Here is a 22,203-nt window from a genome sequence, read left to right on the forward strand (position 1 = left end):
CGACCGGTCCTCCTGCGCCACTTTGTTGACAACCTCAACATCATTGAACTTAGGTGTGCCTTACCTAAGTCGACTGGGTGTCCGTGGTTCTGGTCCCGATGCCGAGAAAGGTGCTCATTCGATGAGTGCTGTTCCCTCCACCCGTACCGTCGCCCGCACGGGCCTCGCCGTCCTCTCCGCCGCCGCCCTGGCGCTCTCCCTCGCCTCCCCCGCCGCCGCGGCGACCGGGACCCGCACGATCACCGACGGGGGCACCACCTACAACCTGTCGCTGACCGCCCCCGACACGGCGACCGCCACCGGGCAGAACATCACGGTCACCGGCAGCGGCTACAACCCCGGCCAGGGCGTCTACGTCAGCCTCTGCGTGGTGGACGGGGCGCAGGGCGCCAACAAGCCCTCCCCGTGTCTCGGCGGCCAGGACGAGTCCGGTACCACCGGCGCCTCGCACTGGGTCTCCAGCCTCGGCGGCGGCCTTCCCAACACCTCCCCGTTCGGCGCCGGCGGCACCTTCAGCGTGCGGATACACGTCAAGGCCGACCTCGGCGGCGGCAACATCTGCGGCGACACCGTCGAGTGCGCCATCGTGACCCGCGCCGACCACACCGACACCAACGACCGCAAGTACGACGTCCACACGCCGATCGACTTCGTGTAGGACATCGGTCCGCGCAGGACACCGGTCCGTGCAGGACACCGGTCCGTGCAGGACACCGGTCCGTGCAGGACACCGGTCCGTGCAGGACACCGGTCCGTGCAGGACACCACCACCCAGCCATCGGCCCGGCCCCGGCGCTCCTCGCCGGGGCCGGGCTCCCCGCGTCGTGACGAGGAATGACATGACACCCACCCCGGGCACCCCGCCGACCGGCCCCGGCAGACCCCGCAGACCCGGCCCGCGCCGCCTCTCCGCGGCCGCCGTCGCCGCGCTGCTCATCGCCGCGGTCCCGGCGGGCGCGGCGATGAGCGCCGGCGCCACCCCGAAGACCGCCACCGGCCCCGAGGGCAAGAAGCTCAGCGTCTCGGCCACCACCGGGCTCGACCCGGCGGGCGAGAAGGTCCGGGTAACCGGCGAGGGGTACGGGCCGAAGAGCGGCATCTACGTCGCGCTCTGCAAGGACAACGGGGCGAACCGGGTCCCCTCCCCCTGCCTCGGCGGCGCCGACATGAGCGGCGGTTCGAAGACCTCGCAGTGGATCGTGCCTCCGGGCGACCCGTACGAAGGCGACCTCGCCCTGCCCTTCGGCCCCGGCGGCACCTTCGACGTGGAGGTCGAGATCCGGTCCAAGGGCGACGGCCTGGACTGCGCCGAGGTGCCGTGCTCCGTCGTCACCCGCGCCGACCACCGTGCGAGCGGCGACCGTACGCAGGACGTGCGCATACCGGTCACCTTCGCGGGCCAGGGGCCCGGCGAACCGGGCGGCGAGGGTGTCGACGTACCCGCCGGGACCGTCTCCTACAAGCCCGTCGCCGACTTCACCTCGGCGGGCAAGCCGCTGGACCTGCTGCTGCACCCCGAGTCGAAGAAGCTGTACGTCGGTGCGGACAACCTCCCCGACACGGCCGACGTCGACGAGCGCGGCCTTTATGCGCTGAACCCGGAGGACGGCAAGGCCGAGAGCTGGATCAGCCAGGCGCCCGGGCCGACCGGGGAGCCGCGCGCCTCGACGGCGGCGCGGATCTCCGGACCGCTGCCGGGCGACGGCGTGGTCTACAACTACCCGCTGCGGGGCGTGGGGAGCGCCAAGGCGGGTGACAAGGCAGCCTCGGGCGTCTGGCTGGCCGGGTCGACGATCACGGACATAGCGCCCGGTACGGCCGTGGGCACGGTGCTGGTCGCGCAGGGGGCGAAGCTCTCCGAGATCGCGACGGCGACCGGGACGGCCACACGGAGCGTCACGGTGCCCGGCGGCAGCCGGTTCGCCGCCGACCACGCCCGGGGCGCGGTCTGGTTCAGCGACGTCGCTGCCGGGAAGCTGCACCTGGTCGATCTCGTCTCCTTCACGGTGGCGGACACCTTCGACCTGCCGGGGGCCGACGGCATGGCCGGGTTCATCCGGACGGACCCCGCGACCGGCGCCGTGTGGGTGGGCGTCAACCGGTCCGTGCTGGTCTTCGACGCCTCCGGCAAGCCGGTGAAGACGCTGATCGGCAAGGACCTGGCCCGGGACGCCGCCTTCGACACGGAGAGCGGCCGCGCCTTCGTCGTGTGGCAGGACGGCGGGGACCTCTCCGACCCGGCCAACGACAACGACGGCACGCTCACCGTGTACGACAGCGCCACGTTCACCCCGGCGGCGAAGGACCTCTCGCTGCCCGGCAACCAGTCGCAGCTCGGCGCCGCCTCGCTCGCCGTCGCGCCCGGCGGGGCCACGGTCTTCGTGACCAGCCCCGCCGAGGGGAAGATCACCCGGCTCACCCGGCAGGTCTCGCCCCTGGTCACCCAGGCGCCCGCCGACCGCTCGGTGAAGGCCGGGGAGGAGGTGGCCCTCACGGCGCGCGCGGAGGGCACCCCGGAGCCCTCGGTGCGCTGGCAGGTCAGCACCGACGGCTCGCAGACCTGGCGGGAGCTGGACGGGGCCACCGAGCCCGTGCTGACGTTCACCGCGAAGAGCGCCCAGGACGGCTACCGCTACCGCGCCGAGTTCCGCAACGACGTCGGCACCACGCGGACCGCGCCCATCACCCTGACGGTCACCGAGGCGACCGGAGGCGGGGAGAACGGCGGCCAGAACGGCGGAGCTGCGGGCGGTGACGGCGGTGGCGACAGTGGTGGCGACGGTGGTGGCGACAGCGGTGACGGCTCCGGAGACACGTCAAGTGGCCCCGGCAACACCGGTGGTGACGCCTCCGCAGGTACGTCCGGCACTGGCGACGGTGGGTCCTCCGCCGGCACGTCCGGCGGCGCGTCCGGCTCCTCCGGTCCCTCCGGTTCCGCCGGTTCATCGGCGGGCGGCGCAGGTTCGACGGTCGGCGGCGGTGTCGAGGGCTCTTCCGGTACGGAGACGACGTCCGGCGGCAGTCTCGCCGCGACCGGGCTCACTGTGATCTCGGCAACTCTCCTTGCGGCAGCGCTCCTTGGCGGCGGGCTGCTGATCCACCGCCGGGCCAGGAGGCGCACGACCGGTCTCGCCTGACCCCGTGGGCGCCCCCTTCCACCCCGGGCGGGCCGCCCACGGACCACGAACCCCCTGGCAGCGCAGGTCGCCGCCAGGGGGTTCGCGCGTTCACTCCGGCGCACGCCGGAGTGCGAGCCTCCGCGCACAGCCCCCGGCGGCCCCGCCCCACAAGCGCTTGCCGACCTGTTGAGCTGTCAACTTCCGCCCCCTGCTGGCGAGATCGGCCAGATGCGCCGGATCGCGGGTGTCTGGGCCGAGCCGTCTGAACTTCACGGGAACTCCAGCGAAATGGCACGTGTGTGGATATCGTGCACCGAGCGAGGGCGCATCCGTCAGTCCATGGGATCGACGGATGCGTCGCGTTTGTGGGGGTGCGACTGTGACTGGGGGGTTCATGGGGCATGTCGAAATACCGGAAACTGACATATCCGGGCCGGTGGGGCTCCGGGGCGCGCCGCGTCCCCGTACCGCCGCCTCCCGGAATCGTACGGCGGCCCTGGAACAGCTGTGGAGGGCCCCGACAGCACAGCGCGACCCGGCCGAGCGGGTTCCGGCCCGGCGGAAGCCGGTCCACCGTGCGTCGGTCGGTGCGCTGACCGACCTGCTGGCCCTGGCCGGGCCGGCCTGGCTGCTGCTGCACCTGGGCGAGCAGCCCCGCCCGTGGCTGGCCGCCGCGGTGGCCGGCCTGCTCTGGACCGGTCTACGCGGTGTGCGCGGGCGGTACGCCGACCCGGTGCGGGCCGAGCCGGGCGGCGCGTTCGGCGCGCTCGGGGACTGGCTGGTGCTGCTCGGGGTGCTGGCCGTCCTGCACGCGGCGGCGGGGGGCTCCGTGGACCCGGCGACGGCCGTCGTGGCCGTGGCACCGGGGCTGCTGGTCGCCACCGCCGTGGAGGGGCTGCGGACCGGACGGCGAGGGAGGGCGGTGCGCAAGGTGCTGCTGGTGGGTGAGGCCGCGGGGCTGGACCGGGCGGCCGAGCTGCTCAACTCCCGTACGGACCACGCCTATCAGCTGGTGGCCGCGATCCCCGTGGGGCCCGGCCTGCCGGGGTTCGAGAACCTGCAGGTGCCGGGGCGGCTCGCCACGTCCCCGGCGGACGACGACGTGACGACGGTGCTCGGCGGGGCCTACGCCCACGACGCAGACCTGGTGCTGGTGGCTCCCGGGCCCCAGCTGACCGGGGACCGGCTGCGGCGGCTCGGCTGGGGGCTGCACGACGCGGGCGTCGCCCTGTGCGTGGCCTCCGAGCTCTCGGGCATCGCGGCCGGCCGGGTCCGCCCGGTGACGGCGGCCGGGCTCACCCTGCTGCACATCGCGCCGCCGCTGCGCGGTGGCCCGCAGGGGGTCCTCAAGGCCGCGCTGGACCGCGGCGGCGCCCTGTTCGGGCTGCTGGTGCTGGCCCCGCTGCTGCTCGCGGTGGCGCTGTGCGTGCGGTTCTCCTCGCGCGGTCCGGTCTTCCACCGGCAGGTCCGCCAGGGTCAGCACAACCGGCCCTTCACCATGTGGAAGTTCCGCACGATGGTGGCGGACGCGGAGGCGCGCAAGGCGCAGCTCAGCGAGGACAACGAGGTCGACGGGCCGCTCTTCAAGATGCGGCAGGACCCCCGGGTGACTCCCGTGGGGCGGACGCTGCGCCGGACGTCGATCGACGAACTCCCGCAGCTGTTCAATGTGTTGCTGGGTCAGATGTCCCTGGTGGGACCTCGGCCCCCGCTGCCCGAGGAGGCGTCACGGTACGACGAGCGGGAGGGCCGCAGGCTGGCCGTGAAGCCGGGGCTGACCGGACTGTGGCAGGTCAGCGGGCGCTCGGACCTGTCCTGGCAGGAGACCGTCTCGCTGGACCTCTGGTACGTCGACAACTGGTCGGTGGCCACGGACATGGGGCTCCTCGCCCGTACGGTGCGCGCCGTCACCGACGGCCGCGGGGCCTACTGAGAACGGCGGGCGCTTTGATGCGAGGAACCCCGGTGCGCCACTGCGCGTCCGGTGCGCGCAGCGGCGAACGGTCATGCGGTGGGGGCGAGTTGGCCGAGCCACCAGGCGTAGGTGCGGGCGATGCCGTCACGCAGCGGGATCTGCGGCTTGAAGCCGAGGGAGGTCAGACGGGAGACGTCGAGCAGCTTGCGGGGGGTCCCGTCGGGCTTCGAGGTGTCCCAGCCGATGCGACCCTGATAACCCGTCACCTCGGCGACGGTCTCGGCGAGTTCGCGGATGGTGAGGTCCTCGCCGCAGCCGATGTTGACGGGCGCGTCACCGTCGTACGCCTCCAGCAGGCGCACACAGGCGGCGGCCAGGTCGTCGACGTGGAGGAACTCGCGGCGCGGCGAGCCGGTGCCCCACAGGGTGACCTCCGGTGCCCCGTCTCGCTGGGCCTCGTGGAAGCGGCGGATCAGCGCGGGCAGGACGTGCGAGGTCTCCAGGTCGAAGTTGTCGCCGGGCCCGTAGAGATTGGTGGGCATGGCGCTGATGTAGGAGGCGCCGTACTGCCGGCGGTAGGACTGGGTCTGGACGATGCCGGCGATCTTGGCCAGCGCGTACGCCTCGTTGGTGGGCTCCAGCTCGCCGGTGAGCAGCGACTCCTCGCGGATCGGCTGGGGCGCGAGCCGGGGGTAGATGCACGACGAGCCGAGGAAGAGCAGCCGCTCGGTCCCGGCCGCGTGCGCCCCGGCGATCACGCTGAGCTGGATGCGGAGGTTGTCCTCCAGGAACTGCACCGGGTAGGTGCTGTTGGCCATGATCCCGCCCACCTTGGCGGCGGCCAGCACCACGGCGTCCGGGCGGATGTCCCGCAGATACGTCTCGGTCCGCGCGGCGTCGCGCAGGTCGAGGAGGTCACGGCCACGGGTGAGGACCTCGTGGCCGTCGTCGGCGAGGCGGCGGGCCACAGCCGAGCCGACCAGCCCGCGGTGCCCCGCGACGAATATGCGGGAGCCCGGGCGCAGTAGAGGACGGGCGGATTCCTGGGGTGGGACGGGGAGTTCGGTCGTCATGGCTCGGATTGTGCCAGCAGTAAGGGACTGCGGAGATGTTTTGCCGCAGAACGCTCCAATTCCGATATGTCGGTGACCTGTTCGTCGCACAGACGGACAGCAGAGAAGGGGGAATCGTGGCGAAGACCGCGCTCATCACGGGAGTGACCGGCCAGGACGGCTCGTACCTGGCGGAGTTGCTGCTCGACAAGGGGTACACGGTCCACGGCCTGATACGCCGCTCGTCGAGCTTCAACACCGAGCGGATCGACCACATCTACCAGGGCCCCGAGGAGCCGGAGCGCTCCTTCGTCCTGCACCACGCGGATCTGACCGACGGTGTGGCCCTGGTGAACCTGTTGCGCGACATCCAGCCCGACGAGGTCTACAACCTGGGCGCCCAGTCCCATGTGCGGGTCTCCTTCGACGCCCCGCTCTACACCGGTGACGTCACCGGCCTGGGCACCATCCGGCTCCTCGAGGCGGTCCGGGCCAGCGGTATCCAGACCCGGATCTACCAGGCGTCGTCCTCCGAGATGTTCGGCGCCAGCCCGCCGCCACAGAACGAGAAGACCCCGTTCCACCCGCGCAGCCCGTACAGCGTGGCGAAGGTCTACTCGTACTGGGCGACGGTCAACTACCGGGAGGCGTATGACATGTTCGCCGTCAACGGGATCCTCTTCAACCACGAGTCGCCGCGCCGCGGGGAGACCTTCGTGACCCGGAAGATCACCCGGGGGGTGGCCCGGATCAAGGCCGGCCTCCAGGACCGGCTGCACCTGGGCAACCTGGACGCGGTCCGGGACTGGGGGTACGCGCCGGAGTACGTGGACGCCATGTGGCGGATGCTCCAGTGCGACACCCCGGACGACTACGTGGTGGCGACCGGCGAGGGCGTCAGCGTCCGGCAGTTCCTGGAGTTCGCCTTCGAGCACGCGGGCCTCGACTGGGCCGAGCATGTGCGGTACGACCCGAAGTACGAACGCCCCAGCGAGGTCGACGCGTTGATCGGTGACGCCTCCAAGGCGGAGGAGCTGCTGGGCTGGAAGCCCGAGGTCAAGTCCCGCGAGCTGGCCCGGATCATGGTCGACGCGGACATCCGCCTGCTCTCGGACCAGCTGACCGGGGCCGCCGTCCGGGTGGACAGATGAGGGGGCCGGGGCTCCGGGAACGTACCGGCGTTCTCACCGCCGCACTCGCGCTGGCCGCCGGGGTGCTCGCCCCGGTGGCCGCCGCGCCCCCGGCGGCGGCGCTGACCGCCCCGGTCGGCTTCACCGCCGACCATCTGCCCACCTACCAGACGAACGGGATCGTGTGGTCGCTGGCCGAGGCGAACGGGGTCGTCTACGCGGGCGGCACCTTCTCCTCCGTCCGCCCGGCCGGTACACCCTCCGGCGGCGCCTCCACGCCCGCCGTCAACTTCGCCGCGTTCAACGCGGCGACCGGGGCTCCGGCCGGCTGCTCGCTCTCCTTCACCCGGAGCAGCGGCACCGCCACCGTGCGGGCGCTCGCCGTGTCGCCGGACAAGTCGACGCTGTACGTGGGGGGTTACTTCAACGCGGTCAACGGGAGCAGCGCCAACGGGCTGGTCGCCATCGACACCGCCACCTGCACGCGGCGGGCGGGGTTCTCGCCGAACTTCTCGGCGACGGTCCGCGCGCTGGACGTCGCGGCGGACGGCACGGTGTACATCGGCGGCGACTTCCGGTCGGTGAACGGGCAGACCCGGCGCTCCTTCGGGGCCCTGACCCCGGCGGGCGCGGTGACCGGGTGGAATCCGGACGCGGACGCCCCGGGGCGGACGCTGAGGGTGACACCGGACGGGCGGTCCGTGCTGATCGGCGGTGACTTCTTCACCGTCGGCGGCACCAACTCCCATGCCATCGCGGTGACAAGTGCGGCCACCGGCTCCCTCACCCGGGGCTACCCGAACAACTTCATCCCCTCCACCGCCGTCATCAAGGACATCGTCACCGACTCCGCATCCGGTGGCTGGTACGCGGCCGGTGAGGGCCGGGGCGGCAACTCCTTCGACGGCCGCCTCGCGATGGAGCTGGACGGCTTCGGCCAGCGCTGGCGGGACACCTGCCAGGGCGCGACCCAGGCGCTGCGCGTGTACAAGTCGGTGCTCTACGCGGCGAGCCATGTGCACGACTGCTCCACGATGGGCGGCTTCCCCAACCAGGCGCGCAAGCACCTCACCGCCCAGCGCGTCGACGACCCGGCGCTGCTGGGCTGGCTGCCCGACACCAACGACGGGATCGGGGAGCCGGTCGGGCCGCGCGCGCTGACCATCTCCACCCGCGACGGCCGTGACTTCCTGTGGGTGGGCGGGGAGTTCACCACGGTCAACGGGGTGCAGCAGCAGGCGCTGACCCGGTTCGCCGGCACCCCGGACACGGGTGCGCCGAGCGCGCCCGCCGCCAGTGTGTCGGCGCCGCGCGCGGGCGAGGTGCGGGTGAGCTGGCGGTCCTCGCTGGACCTGGACGACAGCCTGCTGACGTACCGGGTGTACCGCAACGGAGGTACGGCGCCGGTGCACACCACGACGGGCTCGTCCCTCTTCTTCAGCCGTCCCCAACTGACCTTCACCGACCGGAACGTGGCCGCCGGGCAGACGTACTCCTACCGGATCACGGCGACCGACGGCGCCGGCAACACCAGCGCCCTCTCCCCCGCCGTCTCCGTGGCCGCCGCGTCCGCCGCCTCCCCGTACCAGGAGCGGGTGCGGGCCGACGGGGCGGACCTGTACTGGCGTTACGACGAGCCCGGCGGGGCGTTCGCGGCGGACGCCTCGGACAGCCGGAACGGCGGGGTGTACGTGAACACCCCCACGTACCGGGCCACGCCCTCGGCCGTCGCCGGTTCGGCCGCGCTCGCGCTGAACGGCAGCGACGAGTACGTGTACAGCGACCGGCTGCACCGCTACGTCTCGCCCACCCCGTACTCCATCGAGACGTGGCTCCGTACGACGTCGACGAGCGGCGGGCGGATCGTCGGGTTCGGCAACAACATCGGTACGGCACAAGGCCATACGAGCTCGGTCTCCGACAAGCTGCTCTATCTGACGGACAACGGCAGGCTCGCCTTCGGCGTCCAGGTGGGCAGCACCAACAGCCGCCCCACCCTGACCAGTTCGGCGAGCTACAACGACGGGCGGTGGCACCACGCCGTCGCCACGCAGGGGCCCGGCGGGATGGCGCTGTACGTGGACGGGGTGCGGGTCGCCGCCAACACGACCGCGGGGAACCGCTCGTACAACGGGTACTGGCGGGTCGGCGGTGACGCGATGCACAACGCCTGGCCGAACCGCCCCACCAGCACCTACTTCGCCGGTCAGGTCGACGAGACGGCCGTCTACCCCTCGGCGCTGACCGCCGCCCAGGTCGCCGCCCACCACCAGCTGGCCCAGGCGCCCGCCCCGCCCGGCGACACCACGGTGAGCCTCCTGCCCACCGAGGACGCGTACGTCAACGGCGTGTCGGCCAACACGAACTACAACGACCAACAGCTGGCCTCCCGGGGCACCACGCCCTATCTGAGCTATCTGCGCTTCACCCTGCCCGCCGCCCCGGCCGGGCAGGTCCTCAAGGGGGCCCGGCTCCAGTTCCGTACGTCGTCGGATCCGACGGCGGGCTCCACCGACAGCCACACCGTGGTGCCGGTCACCGGCGCCTGGACCGAGTCGGCGGTCACCTACAACTCCCGGCCGGCGCTCTCCGCGTCCGTGCTGGGGAGCATCACCGGCGCAACCGCCGTCTCCACCGACTATTCGGTGGAGCTCACCGCGCCGGCACTGGGCGGGGCCCTCGGCTCCGCCTACTCACTCGCCCTGACCAGCAGCGGGACCGACAGTCTGCGCATCTGGTCGGGCGAGGCAGGATCGGCGGCCGCCAGGCCGCAGCTCGTTCTCACCTTCGGAGCTGAATGATGAACGGAAGTACGGGGCAAAGAACCGGAGGACGTGGCCGTTTCCGGGCCGCTGCCACCGCTCTCTGCCTGCTGGCCGGAGCCCTGACCGCCACGGCGGTCGGGAGTTCCCCGGCAGCGGCGCTGACCCCTCCGGTGGCCATCACCGCGGACGACCTCTCCACCTGGCAGACCAACGGCATCGTCTGGGCGATGGCAGCCGGCGACGGGGTCGTCTACGCGGGCGGCACCTTCTCCACCCTGCGGCCGCCCAAGGCAGCGGCCGGAACCAATGAGCAGCCCGCGGTGAACTTCGCCGCCTTCGACGCGGCGACCGGAGCGCCCACCGACTGTTCGCTGTCGTTCACGGTCTCCTCGGGAACCGCGACCGTACGCTCGCTGGCACTCTCCCCCGACGGGGACACGCTGTACGCGGGCGGCCAGTTCGGGGCGGTGAACGGCGTCGGGGTCAGCAACTTCGCCGCCATCGACACCGAGACCTGCACCGTCCGCAACAACTTCAAGATCGCCGTCACGGCGACCGTGCGGGCGCTCGCCGTCACGTCCGACACGGTCTATCTGGCCGGTGACTTCACCAGCGTCGGAGGACAGACCAGGAACCACTTCGCGGCCGTCTCCACCGCCGGAGCCTCGCTCCTGCCGTTCACGGCCAACGCCGACGAGGTGGCCCGGGCGATCGAGGTGACCCCGGACGGGCAGAACGTGCTGCTCGGCGGGGACTTCTTCCGGATCAACGGCACCACCACCCACGCACTGGCCGTGGTGGACGCCACCACCGGACAACTCACCAAGTCCTACCCTGGGTTCATCCACAACAACTCCACCGTCCAGGACATCACCACCGACGCCACCGGCTTCTACACCGCCAACGAGGGCAGCGGCGGCGGGGTCTTCGACGGCCGGATCGCGCTGAACCTGAGCGACTTCCAGCAGCGCTGGCGCGACACCTGCCTGGGCGCCACCCAGGCCGTGGCGGTCTACTCCGGGGTCCTCTACAGCGGCAGCCACGCACACGACTGCGCGAGCATGGGGGCCTTCCCGGACCAGCCGCGCAAGCACCTGCTGGCCCAGTCGGTCGACGACCCGAAGCTGCTGCCCTGGTTCCCGGACACCAACGACGGCATCGGGGAGCCGGTCGGTCCGCGGGTGATGGCCCAGACCGGCAAGGACGACCGCCACTACCTGTGGGTCGGCGGCGAGTTCACCACCGTCAACAGCGCCCCCCAGCAGGGTCTGACCCGGTTCGCGGACGGCCCGGACACCGGGGCGCCCTGGGTGCCCAACGTCAGCCTGTCCACGCTGGATCCGGGGAAGATCGAGGTGAACTGGCAGACCAGCTTCGACACCGACGACGGTGAGCTGACCTACCGGATCTACAAGGACAACGCCGCCACGCCCATCCACACCACGACCGGCTACTCGGTCTTCTGGAACCGGCCGCAGCTGACCTGGACGGACACCGACGTGGTGCCGGGCCAGACCTACTCGTACCGGATCACGGCGAGCGACGGCATCAACACCAGCGCCAAGTCCCCGGCCCAGTCCGCCACCGTGGCGACCACGACCGAGGCGTACCCGGCCCGGGTCAAGGCCGACGGGGCCACCCTCTACTGGCGCTACGACGAGGGCACCTCCACCTTCGCCCACGACAGCAGCGGCAACCTCAACAACGGCTTCCTGCGCAACGGCCCGGCCTACCGGCAGACCCCGGCGGCCGTCGCGGGCCCGTCCACCGCCATCGGGTTCAACGGGACCAACCAGTACGCGTACAGCAACCGGCAGCACCCCCAGCCGACCCGGTTCTCGGTGGAGACCTGGATCAAGACCACCACCACCCAGGGCGGGAAGATCATCGGGTTCGGGAACCTGAACCAGCAGAACAGCACCCGCCACGACAAGCACGTCTACATGCGCAACGACGGGCGCCTCGTGTTCGGCGTCAACAGCGGCGGGACACGCACGGTCGCCACGTCGGCCGCCTACAACGACGGCCAGTGGCACCACGTCGTCGCCACGCAGGGGGCCCTGGGCCAGGGCATCTCGCTGTACGTCGACGGGCAGCTGCGCGCGTCGAACATCCTGTACTCCACCAACGAGAACTACCCGGGGTACTGGCGGATCGGCGGGGACAACCTGTCCGGCTGGCCGAACCGTCCCACCAGCAACTTCTTCGCCGGTCAGATCGACGAGACCGCCGTCTACCCGACCACGCTGACCGCTTCCCAGGTCAGCGCCCACTACGCACTGAGGAATGGCTGATCCGATGCGGAATCCGTTCCTGACCGGCGCCGCCGTCGTGATGACGGTGGCGGCGCTGGCCGCCTGCGGCTCGTCCGCGGACGGGAACGGGCCGGAGGCCGCGGGCGCCCAGCGCCCCGCGGCCTCCGGGCCCGCCGTCCCCGGCCCGTCCGCCACCACACCGACCACTCCTGCCACTCCCGCCGCGCCCACGGCCCCCGCCACAGAGGAGCCGGCGGTCCCCGGACCGTCCGCGCCCCCAGCGACCGCCGAGGGCCCGAAGACCCCGTCCGACGAGATCACCCCGGCCACCGGGACCTTCACCAAGAAGCAGAAGGAGTATCTGGAGGACCGGGTGCCCAAGGGCATGGACCCGGCCGCCGTGCTCCAGACCGGCCAGGAGACCTGCGACAAGCTGCGCTACCTGGTCAAGGCCGACCGGGACACCGCCGTGGGCGCCATCGCCACGGAGGAGATCCCCGACGCACCGGCCGCGGTGGCAGGGCTCTGCCCCCAGCACCAGGACCTGGTCGACGAGGCCGCGTACGCCTACGCCGACGGCACCCACACCGGGAAGACAGTGCGGCCCGGCGTCTACCGCTCCGCATCGCCCACCTCGAACTGCTCGTGGCAGATCGAGGGTGCGGGCGGCAAGGAGCTGGCCTCCGGAACCTCCGACACGGGTAAGTCCCGGAAGATCACCATCCCGAAGTCCGCCGTTACGTTCACCTCCACAGGCTGCTACGCCTGGCTGGCCGAAGGAGCCAAGGGATGACCGCAGGTAAGACGAAACTCCCCATAGCCGTGGCGATCCCCACGAAGAACGAGGGCCTGAACATCGCCGAGGCGGTGAAGTCGGTGCTCGGCCACTTCGAGGCGGTCGTCGTGGTGGACTCCCACAGCACCGACGACACGGTGAAGATCGCCGAGGAGTGCGGGGCCGAGGTGGTCACGTACACCTGGGACGGGGGCCACCCCCGGAAGAAGCAGTGGTGCCTGGAGAACGTCCGCACCGACCTGGACTGGATCCTGCTGCTCGACGGCGACGAGCGGCTCAGCCCCGGGCTGCTGGCCGAGCTGCGGGAGATCTTCCGGGATCCGGCGGCGCCCAAGCCCGCCGCGTACGACATCCCCCTCGGGTACTGGTTCTCGGGTAAGCGGCTGCGGCACGGATACACCATCCGCAAGCGGTCGTTGACCGACCGCACCCGCTCGTACTACCCGGAGGTCGGGGACCTCGACGCGCCGGGCATCGGGGAGGTGGAGGGGCACTACCAGCCGGTCGCCGCGACCGCGGGGACGCTCAAGAACCCCATCGAGCACCAGGATCTCGACCCGGTGACCGCCTGGTTCGAGCGGCACAACCGGTACTCCGACTGGGAGGCGTGGCTGGAGCACCACCCCCAGGTGAAGGAGCAGGTGCGCCAGGTCAAGTCACGCCAGGGGCAGTTGTTCCACAAGGCACCGTTCAAGCCGGTGGTGTCGTTCGCGTACATGTACCTCTACCGGCGGGGCTTCCTGGACGGCCGCGCCGGGTTCGACTTCGCGCTGGCGATGAGCTTCTACCGCTGGCAGATCGCGCTGAAGTCCCGTGAGAAGCCCGTACGTTGAACGACCCGGCCCTCACCCTCGCCTCCGGCGGACCACATCCTCGTAGGTCCGCCGGAGGGTGGCGGTGACGGCCTCGATGGTGAACTGGTCGTTGACCAGGTCCCAGGCCGCCTTACCCGCCTGCTCGGCGGCCTCCGGCTCCAGCAGCTCCAGGATCGCGTCGGCGACCTTGCGGGCGTTGGCCGCGTCCTCGCCGACCCGGCTGTCGATGACCCGGCCCGCTCCGGCCTCCGCCACATCGGGGGCCTGCCCGCAGGTGCGGGTGATGACGACGGGGGTGCCGACCGACATCGCCTCCAGGACCGAGACCGGGAAGGGCTCCTCGATCGCGGGCAGCACATACACATCGGCCTCGCGTCCGGCGGCGAGCACCTCGTCGTGCTCCAGCGGGCCCACATGGTCCAGGGAGCCCTCGACGCCCAGCTCCCGGGCGAGGGCGAGGGTGCCGGGCAGCGAGCCGGTGTCCGGGCCGGCCAGGACGAACCGGGCGTCCGGGTGACGGGCCAGGACGTGCGGCATCGCGGCGATGAAGTCCTCGGGCCGCTTGCGCTTCTGGATGCGGGCCAGGTAGAGCACGGTCGGCGGCCGGTCGGCGTCGCGGGCGGGCTTGCGCTCCTGCGGGCGGACGCCGTTGACCAGCCGTACGGTCCGGGTGAGCGGGACGGGGGCGGCGACGGCGTTCACATCGAGCCGCTCCATCTCGGTGAGGTGCAGGACGGCGTCCGCGCTGCGCAGCACCTTGCGCACCCCGAGCAGGTCGGTGAGCTGGGCGACCTTCTTCTCGGTCGGGTCGATCATGCCGTGGGTCTGGACGACCAGGGGGGTGCGGGTCGCGAGCGCGAGGAGCGCGGCGGGCAGCGTCACCAGGTCCCGCATCAGATGGATGTGGACGAGGTCGGCGCCGCGCATCATGCGGCGTGCGGTGTTCAGCAGTGCGGCGGAGGTGATGCCGCTGACCTCGAACATCGGCAGCAGGTGCCGGGCCTGGAAGAGGTGGACCGGAACTCCCTCGACACGGCTGGGGAGTTCGCCGCCGGGGAAGCCGTCACCGAGGGCCATGATGCGGGCGTCGTCCCCGGCGGCCCGCTGGACCTTGGACAGGTTGAGCGCCACCCGGGTCGGACCGCCGAAGGCGTGGTCCGGAGTGTGCAGTGTGACGACGTGCAGGATTTTCACCAGAGTTCCCCTCGACCATGGCCACTTGTTCACAGCCTAGCCATCGGCCCTCCCCAAGTGGGCTGATTCGTTAGAGTGTTCAGCGGTTCACTGATCTCTGGGGGGCGCATGCCGTCGGTGCACACGTCGGCGCGGGGAGAGGCCGAAGACGCGGTCGCGCGGCCTCCGTGGCCAGGGGCCCCCGACGGTGTCCTGGAGCCGGCCGAGCGGCCGATCGCCTGGTCGATGCTGTCGCGGGCGCTCTCGGTGCCGCTCATCCTGGGTCTGGTCTGCTTCCTGCCCGCGGTGATCGCCGCGCAGCCCGGCAACGGCGTGCGGGACACCGCGTACTGGCTCCAGCTGGTCCTGACCTGCTACGCGGGGGCCCGGCTCGCGACGATGATCCTCTCCACCCGGAGGCGGCTGCTCCAGGGCGTCTTCTGGATGTTCGTGTACATCGCGATGGGCGTGGCGCCGTTCGCCCAGGTGGTGATCGGGCAGACGCCGACGCCGATGGTGGGGCCGCGCCAGGACCTGATCACGGCAGTCGCGATGGTCCTGCTGGGATGCGCCGCCTACGACCTGGGGGCGCTGCTGGCCTCGCGCCGCCCGCTGCGGCGGCGTACGGCCTCCGCGCGGGGTTCGGGCGGCGGTGGCGGGCCCGCCGTGGCGCATCCGGTGCGGCTGCGGCTGCTGGTGCTGGTGGCGTTCGCGGCGAGCGCGTTCTACGTGCTGAAGCTGGGCGGACCCGCGGTCTTCTTCTCCAGCCGGCAGGAGATCACCGAGACCGTGGCGGCGAGCGGGGTGGTCACGGAGGGGTCCAATGTGGGCTCGGCCTTCATCAAGGGCTTCGGCCAGGTCCCGGCGCTGCTGGCGCTGCTCTTCTACACCCGTCGTCTGGCCACCTCCTACCGGGCCCGCCGCACCCCGTCGACGGTGCTGGTCTGGGTGGCGCTGGGCGCGCTGAACCTGGTGGTGAACAACCCGATCTCCAACGCCCGTTACTGGTTCCTGACGGTGCTGATGGCGTTCGTGTTCACCGCGATGCCGAGCAGTGCGGCGGTCTACCGCACGGTGCTGGCGACGGGGGTGGTGGGGGCGCTGGTGGTGTTCCCGTACGCGGACAAGTTCCGGTACGACGACGAGGGGCAGCGGCCCGCGCAGTCGGCCTCGGTCTTCGAGCCGCTGGTGACCAAGGACTACGACCAGATGGTGATGTTCGCCAACACCATCTCGTGGGTGGACACCCGGGGCCACACCTACGGCCGCCAACTGACGGGCTCCGCCCTGTTCTTCGTGCCGCGCGCGGTGTGGAGCGGAAAGCCGGAGGACACCGGGGTCCGGGTCGGGCAGTGGATGGGGCTGCGGATGACCAACCTCTCGGCCCCGCTGTGGACCGAGTTCTGGGTCGACTTCGGCGCGACCGGGATGGCCGGCGGGATGGCGCTGATCGGGTACGCGGCGGCCCGTACCGACCGCCGGTACGCGCGGGCCGTCACCCGGGCTGGCCCCGGCCCCGGGAGTGTGCTCGCGATCGCCGCGCCGCTGATCGCCGGATACACCTTCATCCTGCTGCGCGGCCCGCTGCTCCAGGCGGCGGGGAAGCTGGCCATCGCGGCGCTGTGTCTGCTGCTGATCAGCACCTTCAGGGAGCAGCGGGCGAAGCGCCGGCGGTGACGGTCTCCGCCGGGGCCGGGGTGCGGCGGCGCAGCCGGGCCACCCTGATCCAGGTGGCGGCGGCCTTGCAGAGCGAGCCGAGGAAGAGCCCCCAGGCGGCGCCCAGGACGCCCCCGACGACGTAACCGCCCGCGAGGAACGCCACGGTGGTGAGCGAGAAGACCACCTGGATGGCGAGCGTGGTGCGCGGGTCCAGCATCCGCAGGGCGAGCAGTCCGCAGGTGCCGACGGCCATCGCCGCGTACTGGCTGCCGGTCGCGGGCAGCAGGGCGGCGGCCACCGACCAGGTCTCGCCCAGGAGTTGGCGCCCGGCACGGTCGGGGAGCAGAGCCAGGACGGTGGCCCAGACCCCCGCGGTGGTGGCGAGGACGGCGGCGAGGGCGGCGGTGGCCCGGACCCGGCTCCGCTCGTCGGCGATGCGGCCGAGCAGCGGGGGGCCGAAGGAGGTGGCGGAGGTGAACAGCACGTTCAGCGGCCCGAACAGGGTGGTCGCCCCGCGCAGGGCGCCGACCAGGAGCGGGTTGCCGACGGCACCGAGGCCGAGGACGGAGAGCTGGCTGGTGGCGTTGCCGACGCCGAACTCGACGGTGAACCGCTGCCCGAGGTGGCCGCGCCGGAGCATCGGCCGCAGCTGCAGCGGGGCCCCGGCGGTGGAGCGGTGGAGCAGCGCGGCGGAGAGCAGGAGCGCGGGCAGGGCGGAGAGGCCCCAGAGGGCGATCAGGCGGGCGGGAGGCGCCCCGTACACCTGGGTCCCGAGCGCGCCGAGGACGCACGCGAGCCGCAACAGGTCGGACAGCAGGGCGAGATGGGGCTGCTGGAGCGTGGAGAACGCGTACCGTGCGGCGTCCTGGCCGAGCACCACCGGCAGGACGAGGCCGAGCATCAGCAGCGCCCGTGCCGTGTCCCCTGGGACGAGGAGGCAGACGGCGGCCAGGAGCGCGCCGAGCGCCGCCGCGGCCGACACCGTGAAGGCGACGGCGGAGCGGCAGGCGCCGCGGGTCTCCTCCCCCGCCCCGCGCTTGAGGACGAGAGGCTGTCCGGTGTACGCGCCCGAGACGCCGAGCAGCACCGTGAAGACCAGGTAGACCGCGGAGAAGCGGGCGAAGTCGGCCACGGTGGAGAGCCGGGCTGCGGCGACCAGGACCAGGATGTTGGTGAGCGCCGCCACGCCCTGGTCCGCGACCGAGCAGAGGACGGCCGTACGGGCTCTCACCGCCGCGCCGCCGGAAGGGTTAAGGAGCGCAGGCCGAGGGTCTCGGTGGGGTCGCCGGTGATCTCGGGCGCGTCCGGCTCGGCGGCCGGGGTGGGGCCTCCACCGCCACCGCCGCGGCGCCGGCCGGACTTCGGGTGGCGCTCCGACCGCGCGAGCCGCCGCCGGCCCGGGTGGAGCAGGGCGCCGAGGACGTGGCCCCCGGAGGCGCCGATGATCTCGCGGATGCGCTCCAGGTCGCTGCGGTGGACCGCGCGCGGGTCGCAGACGATCATCACGCCCTCCACCCGGTCGACCAGGGCGACCGCGTCCGCGTAGGAGAGGACGGGCGGGGCGAGGACGATGACGACGCTGCCGGGCCGGTCGGCCTCGGCGACGATGCGGCCGACCGGGGTGGAGGTGAGAGCCCGGGGGACGTTGTCGACGGTGGTGCCGGGGATCAGGGCGAAGGCGCCGGAGCCGGGGACGTCCACGTTGGCCCGGCCGCCGGTGGGCCAGCTGCCGTCGCCCTCCTCGGCGGCCCAGCGCGGCGGGCGGACCTCGTGCGCGGCGGAGCCCAGGGCGCGGGCGAGGGAGGGGGTGCGCAGGTCGGCCTCGACCAGCAGGACGTCGCGGCCCATCTCGGCGAAGGCGGCGGCCAGGTTGGCGGCGGCCGCGGCCGCCTCCTCGTTGTCGCCGCGCGGGGCGGTGACCAGCAGGCGGCGGCTCTCGGCGAAGGAGGGGTCGTAGGCGAGCCGGAAGGCAACGGCCCGGTACTCCTCGGCGAGCCGGGAGCCGCCGCGGCCGATGGCGAGGACCGACCCGGCGGCGCCGCGTTCGCGGGGCAGGGTGCCGAGCAGCGGGGCGCCGAGCGAGCGGACCAGCTCGCGGGTGGAGCGTACGGCGGGGTCGAAGACGAGCCGCACCCAGGAGAGCAGCAGGCCCAGCGCGAGGCCGACGACACCGCCGAGGCCGAGCAGCAGCGGCAGGCCGGGCCCGGTGGGCGAGGTGGGGGCGACGGGCTTCTTGTTGAGGTAGCCGGGGGTGGTGTCCAGGGCCTTGAGCTCGGAGATCTTCCGGCTGAGCTCGGAGATGGAGACGATGATGTTGGCCCGGGCGCTGGTGACGTCGTCGGCCGCGCCCACACCGATCTGCTTCTCCAGCAGGTCGCGCTTCTCCTCCAGCGGGTCCAGCTGCGCCCGGTAGCCGTCGGAGATGTTCTTGATGGATTCCTCGGTACGCGCCTTGCGGTGGGCCAGATACGCGTTGGCGAGGGCTTCGGCGCGGGCCCGGGACTGCTCGGGGGTGGCGCCGGTGTAGGCGAAGCGGAGGGTGAGGGTGTTGGGCGGGTTGGTGACCTGGAGTCCGGCGAGCAGTTCCCGGGCGGCGACGTCGTCGCCCTTCTTGAGCAGGGCGCCGGCCGCCAGGGTGCCGACGGTGTCGCTGACGGCGGTCTGGCGCTCGGAGCCGATGTTGATGCCCTTGTCGGCGGTGGCGCCGCTGGCGAAGGGGTCGGAGATGGCGGAGCGGACCAGCACCTCGCCGGTGGCGGTGTAGGTGTCCTCGCCGCTGAGGGCGAGGTAGCCGCCGCCGAGCAGCCCGATGACGACGCCGACCGCCAGCAGCGCCCGGTAGCGCAGGAGTTGGCGGAACTGGTCGCGCAGCAGAGCCGGTTCGTCCTGGTCGTCCAGGACACGGTTCACAGGGGTCATCGACGGGGGCTCCCTTGTCCGTCCTGCAGGGCCTCGGCAAGCAGGTCGTCGAAGCGGGCGAGGCCCGCCTCCCGGCTCAGATGGCGCGCCACGTATCGCGGCCCCTCGGCACCCAGCGACCCGGCCGCGGCCGGGTCGGCGGCCAGCTTCCGTACGGTCTCCAGCAGGGCGGCCGGGTCCTCGGGGGCGACGAGCACCCCGGCCCCCGAGCGGCGCACCTCGTCGGCGGTGCCGCCCTCGTCGGCGACGGAGGCGATGACGGGGCGGCCGGAGACGAAGTACGAGGTGAGCTTGGAGGGGACGCTCATGTCGAGGACGGAGGCCCGCTGGGTGACCGCGAGGACATCGGCGGCGGCGAGGACGTCGGTGAACTCCGCGGCCCCCGCGGGCTCCAGGAAGTCCACGTTGGGCAGCCCCTCGGCGCGGGCGCGCAGGGCGTCGCGCTGGTTGCCGTCGCCCATCAGGACGACCCGGACGTCCCTGGCGAGGCGGGCGGTGTCGATCAGGACTTCGAGGCCCTGCTTGAGGCCCATGTTGCCGGAGTGCAGCAGGACGGGGGTGGCGGGGTCCCAGCCGAGCCGGGCCCGGGTGGCGGCCCGGTCGGCGGTGGGGCCTTGCACATGGGTCCAGTTGGGGACGAGCCGGATGCGGCCGGGGTCGACACCGAGGGCGGTGACGCCGGGGACGAAACTCTCATGGATGACGCCGACGAGGGCCGCGCCGCTCAGCGCGTACCGCTCGGCCGCCGCGGCGACGGCTGCCGCCCTGCCCCCGCCCCGTATGCCGCTCTGCGCGGCGGCGGCGCCCATCAGGTCCTGGACGACGGGGATGTACGGGACGCGGTGGCGGCGGGCGAGGCGCGCGCCGATCACCCCGCCGGCGAGGCTGGGCATCTGCGCGATCACCGCGTCGGGCCGTCCCGGCGGCGGGGCGAACAGCCCGGTGGCGAGGATGGACGCCTCGAACACCGCGCGCTTCAGGGCTGTCTGACGGGGCGGCACATAGTGCCTGCGCCGGTGGACGCCGACGCCGCCGCGTATCTCGACCGTCCGCCACACGCTGCGGTACGCCTCGTCCAGCTGCCAGGACGGATAGTGCGGCATACCGGTGAGCGCCCGCACCCGGGCACCCGACGCGGCCCAGTGCTCGGCGAGTTGAGTGGCGTACGGGCCGATGCCCGTGACCTCTGGTGCGTAGTTCGTCGAGACCACCAGAAGGCGGCGGTTCAGAAACGGCCTGTGCCGTTCGACATCGGACATCGGACGATCGCCTTCCCCCCACAACAGCCGCCGCTCCCTGCGGGAACAGCCCCTGCCGAGCTTATCCGTTCACGGCTTGCACAAGTGTTCTTCACAGTAAGGTCGTTGGAACATCACCGGATCACGTTGACCGTGGGGGGAGAGATACGGATGGTGCAGCACAGGGTGGGGTACGCACCCGGGGTGTACGACCTGTTCCATGTGGGTCACCTCAACATCCTGCGGCATGCCCGCAGTCAGTGCGACTACCTGGTCGCGGGGGTCGTCTCGGACGAGATGGCCGCCCTCGCCAAGGGCCACACGCCCGTCATCCCGTTGCGCGAACGGCTGGAGATCGTCCGCAGTGTGCGGTTCGTCGACGCCGCCTTCGTGGAGACCGTGCCGGACAAGGTCGAGACCTGGCAGCAGGTCCGGTTCGACGTGATCTTCAAGGGCGACGACTGGCGGGGCACGGAGAAGGGGAAGAAGCTGGAGCGCGACTTCGCCGAGGTCGGCGTGGAGGTCGTCTACTTCCCGTACACCGTGCACACGTCCAGCACCCAGCTGCGCCGGGCGCTGGACGTGCTGGTCAGCCGGGACGGAGCGCTCTCAGCTCCCTGAACCACTTGGTGAGGAAGGCCGCCAGGAAGAGCGTGTGGACCACCGCGAGCACGGCGTACCCGGCCCGGAAGGCCCCGGGTGCGCCGAGCAGCAGGAACACCAGGCAGAAGACTCCGTAGTCGGCGGGCAGCAGCGCGACCGCTCGCACGCGTGAAACGGGAGAGGCCGTCGGCGCTCCGGCCACCGCCGCCTTGCCGAGCTTCTCGCGCAGCAGCCCCGCGCAGAAGGTCACCACGGCGGCGAGCTGGAAGCCCAGCGGCAGCAACAGCCAGGCACCCGAAGGCAGTTCGCCGAAGCGGTAGAAGGAGATCAGCACGGCGGTGTGGACGAGCACCAGCTTGCCGCAGTCCACGACGTGGTCCAGCCACTCCCCGTCGGGCCCGCCCCGGCCGGTGAGCCGGGCGAGCTGGCCGTCGGCGGAGTCGAAGGCGAAGCCGATCGCGAGCGCCGCGTAGACCAGCAGCGCCAGCGTCCAGGACGGCTCCACGAGCGCGACCGCCGCGAGCGCGGTGTAGGTGAACAGCGCGCTGACCAGCGTCACTTGATTGGGTGTCAGACCCGCCCGGTACGCGCCCGCCGCGAGCAGCCGCCCGGCCGGGCGGTTCACGTACCGCGAGTAGAGCGAGACGCCCTTGGCGCTCTTCTGTGCGCCGCGCAGTTCGCGCAGCACTGTGCCCGTGCTTCCCATACGCCCCCCAGCGTCCGGCATTGCCCGCATCATGGCATGCGGGCGCCGGGGCCGGGGG

16 protein-coding genes are annotated in these 22,203 nt (G+C 72.2%); 10 read left to right on the forward strand and 6 right to left on the reverse strand.

Annotated features, from left to right (window positions below; translation table 11 throughout):
* Positions 1-121: 121 nt before the first annotated feature.
* The 3 genes from IF17_RS0129870 to IF17_RS0129880 all read left to right on the forward strand — a co-directional run bounded on the left by IF17_RS0129870 (position 122) and on the right by IF17_RS0129880 (position 5,052).
* Complete coding sequence (locus tag IF17_RS0129870) at positions 122-658, forward strand: hypothetical protein (protein ID WP_030572507.1); 537 nt, start codon at positions 122-124, stop codon at positions 656-658.
* A 181-nt stretch (positions 659-839) separates the two neighbouring features.
* Positions 840-3,137, forward strand: a complete 2,298-nt coding sequence (locus tag IF17_RS0129875; RefSeq protein WP_030572510.1) for a hypothetical protein — start codon at positions 840-842, stop codon at positions 3,135-3,137.
* 376 nt (positions 3,138-3,513) lie between these two features.
* Positions 3,514-5,052 (forward strand): sugar transferase, encoded by a 1,539-nt coding sequence (locus IF17_RS0129880; RefSeq protein ID WP_179115593.1) that lies wholly within the window; start codon positions 3,514-3,516, stop codon positions 5,050-5,052.
* A gap of 71 nt (positions 5,053-5,123) precedes the next feature.
* On the opposite strand, the gene IF17_RS0129885 is transcribed toward IF17_RS0129880, so the two are convergent.
* Positions 5,124-6,107 carry a GDP-L-fucose synthase family protein gene (locus IF17_RS0129885; RefSeq protein ID WP_030572516.1) on the reverse strand — a complete coding sequence of 328 codons (984 nt, stop codon included), beginning with the start codon at positions 6,105-6,107 and terminating at the stop codon, positions 5,124-5,126.
* 116 nt (positions 6,108-6,223) lie between these two features.
* Between IF17_RS0129885 and gmd the strand changes: the two genes are divergently transcribed.
* Genes gmd through IF17_RS0129910 form a run of 5 tightly spaced genes read left to right on the forward strand, consistent with a single transcriptional unit; the run spans position 6,224 to position 13,865 of the window.
* Complete coding sequence (gmd, locus tag IF17_RS0129890; protein ID WP_018514437.1) at positions 6,224-7,237, forward strand: GDP-mannose 4,6-dehydratase; 1,014 nt, start codon at positions 6,224-6,226, stop codon at positions 7,235-7,237.
* Positions 7,234-10,017: a DNRLRE domain-containing protein gene (locus tag IF17_RS0129895; RefSeq protein WP_030572519.1), complete on the forward strand. Its 2,784-nt coding sequence runs from the start codon at positions 7,234-7,236 to the stop codon at positions 10,015-10,017. Before gmd ends, IF17_RS0129895 begins: the two co-directional genes overlap by 4 nt.
* Positions 10,014-12,275, forward strand: coding sequence for a LamG-like jellyroll fold domain-containing protein (locus tag IF17_RS0129900; protein WP_030572522.1), 2,262 nt, complete (start codon positions 10,014-10,016; stop codon positions 12,273-12,275). Before IF17_RS0129895 ends, IF17_RS0129900 begins: the two co-directional genes overlap by 4 nt.
* Positions 12,276-12,279: 4 nt before the next feature.
* Positions 12,280-13,029, forward strand: coding sequence for an Rv1352/Rv1906c domain-containing protein (locus tag IF17_RS0129905; protein ID WP_030572526.1), 750 nt, complete (start codon positions 12,280-12,282; stop codon positions 13,027-13,029).
* Entirely contained in the window at positions 13,026-13,865 is an 840-nt protein-coding gene (locus IF17_RS0129910; RefSeq protein ID WP_018514433.1) for a glycosyltransferase family 2 protein, read from the forward strand. Before IF17_RS0129905 ends, IF17_RS0129910 begins: the two co-directional genes overlap by 4 nt.
* Before the next feature lie 12 nt (positions 13,866-13,877).
* Here IF17_RS0129910 and IF17_RS0129915 read toward each other — a convergent pair whose 3' ends face one another.
* Entirely contained in the window at positions 13,878-15,041 is a 1,164-nt protein-coding gene (locus IF17_RS0129915) for a glycosyltransferase (protein ID WP_030572529.1), read from the reverse strand.
* A gap of 108 nt (positions 15,042-15,149) precedes the next feature.
* Here IF17_RS0129915 and IF17_RS0129920 point away from each other — a divergent pair, with 108 nt between their 5' ends.
* Positions 15,150-16,697 carry a hypothetical protein gene (locus tag IF17_RS0129920; protein ID WP_030572532.1) on the forward strand — a complete coding sequence of 516 codons (1,548 nt, stop codon included), beginning with the start codon at positions 15,150-15,152 and terminating at the stop codon, positions 16,695-16,697.
* On the opposite strand, the gene IF17_RS0129925 is transcribed toward IF17_RS0129920, so the two are convergent.
* From IF17_RS0129925 to IF17_RS0129935, 3 genes are read right to left on the reverse strand one after another with little or no spacing between them, the layout of a single operon-like run.
* The gene (locus IF17_RS0129925; protein WP_030572547.1) at positions 16,666-17,910 is read right to left on the reverse strand and encodes an MATE family efflux transporter; all 1,245 of its coding nucleotides are present in this window, start codon (positions 17,908-17,910) and stop codon (positions 16,666-16,668) included. The genes IF17_RS0129920 and IF17_RS0129925 overlap by 32 nt on opposite strands.
* Entirely contained in the window at positions 17,907-19,598 is a 1,692-nt protein-coding gene (locus IF17_RS0129930; RefSeq protein WP_030572550.1) for a tyrosine-protein kinase domain-containing protein, read from the reverse strand. Before IF17_RS0129930 ends, IF17_RS0129925 begins: the two co-directional genes overlap by 4 nt.
* On the reverse strand, positions 19,595-20,857 hold the full coding sequence (locus IF17_RS0129935; RefSeq protein WP_030572553.1) for a glycosyltransferase: 1,263 nt from the start codon (positions 20,855-20,857) through the stop codon (positions 19,595-19,597). Before IF17_RS0129935 ends, IF17_RS0129930 begins: the two co-directional genes overlap by 4 nt.
* 150 nt (positions 20,858-21,007) lie before the next feature.
* Here IF17_RS0129935 and IF17_RS0129940 point away from each other — a divergent pair, with 150 nt between their 5' ends.
* Positions 21,008-21,457 (forward strand): FAD synthase family protein, encoded by a 450-nt coding sequence (locus IF17_RS0129940; protein ID WP_015612087.1) that lies wholly within the window; start codon positions 21,008-21,010, stop codon positions 21,455-21,457.
* Here the strand turns inward: IF17_RS0129940 and IF17_RS0129945 are convergent.
* Complete coding sequence (locus tag IF17_RS0129945) at positions 21,426-22,145, reverse strand: CDP-alcohol phosphatidyltransferase family protein (RefSeq protein WP_030572556.1); 720 nt, start codon at positions 22,143-22,145, stop codon at positions 21,426-21,428. The genes IF17_RS0129940 and IF17_RS0129945 overlap by 32 nt on opposite strands.
* Positions 22,146-22,203 lie beyond the last annotated feature (58 nt).

The organism is Streptomyces cyaneofuscatus (assembly GCF_000718135.1).
Taxonomy (GTDB): domain Bacteria; phylum Actinomycetota; class Actinomycetes; order Streptomycetales; family Streptomycetaceae; genus Streptomyces; species Streptomyces cyaneofuscatus.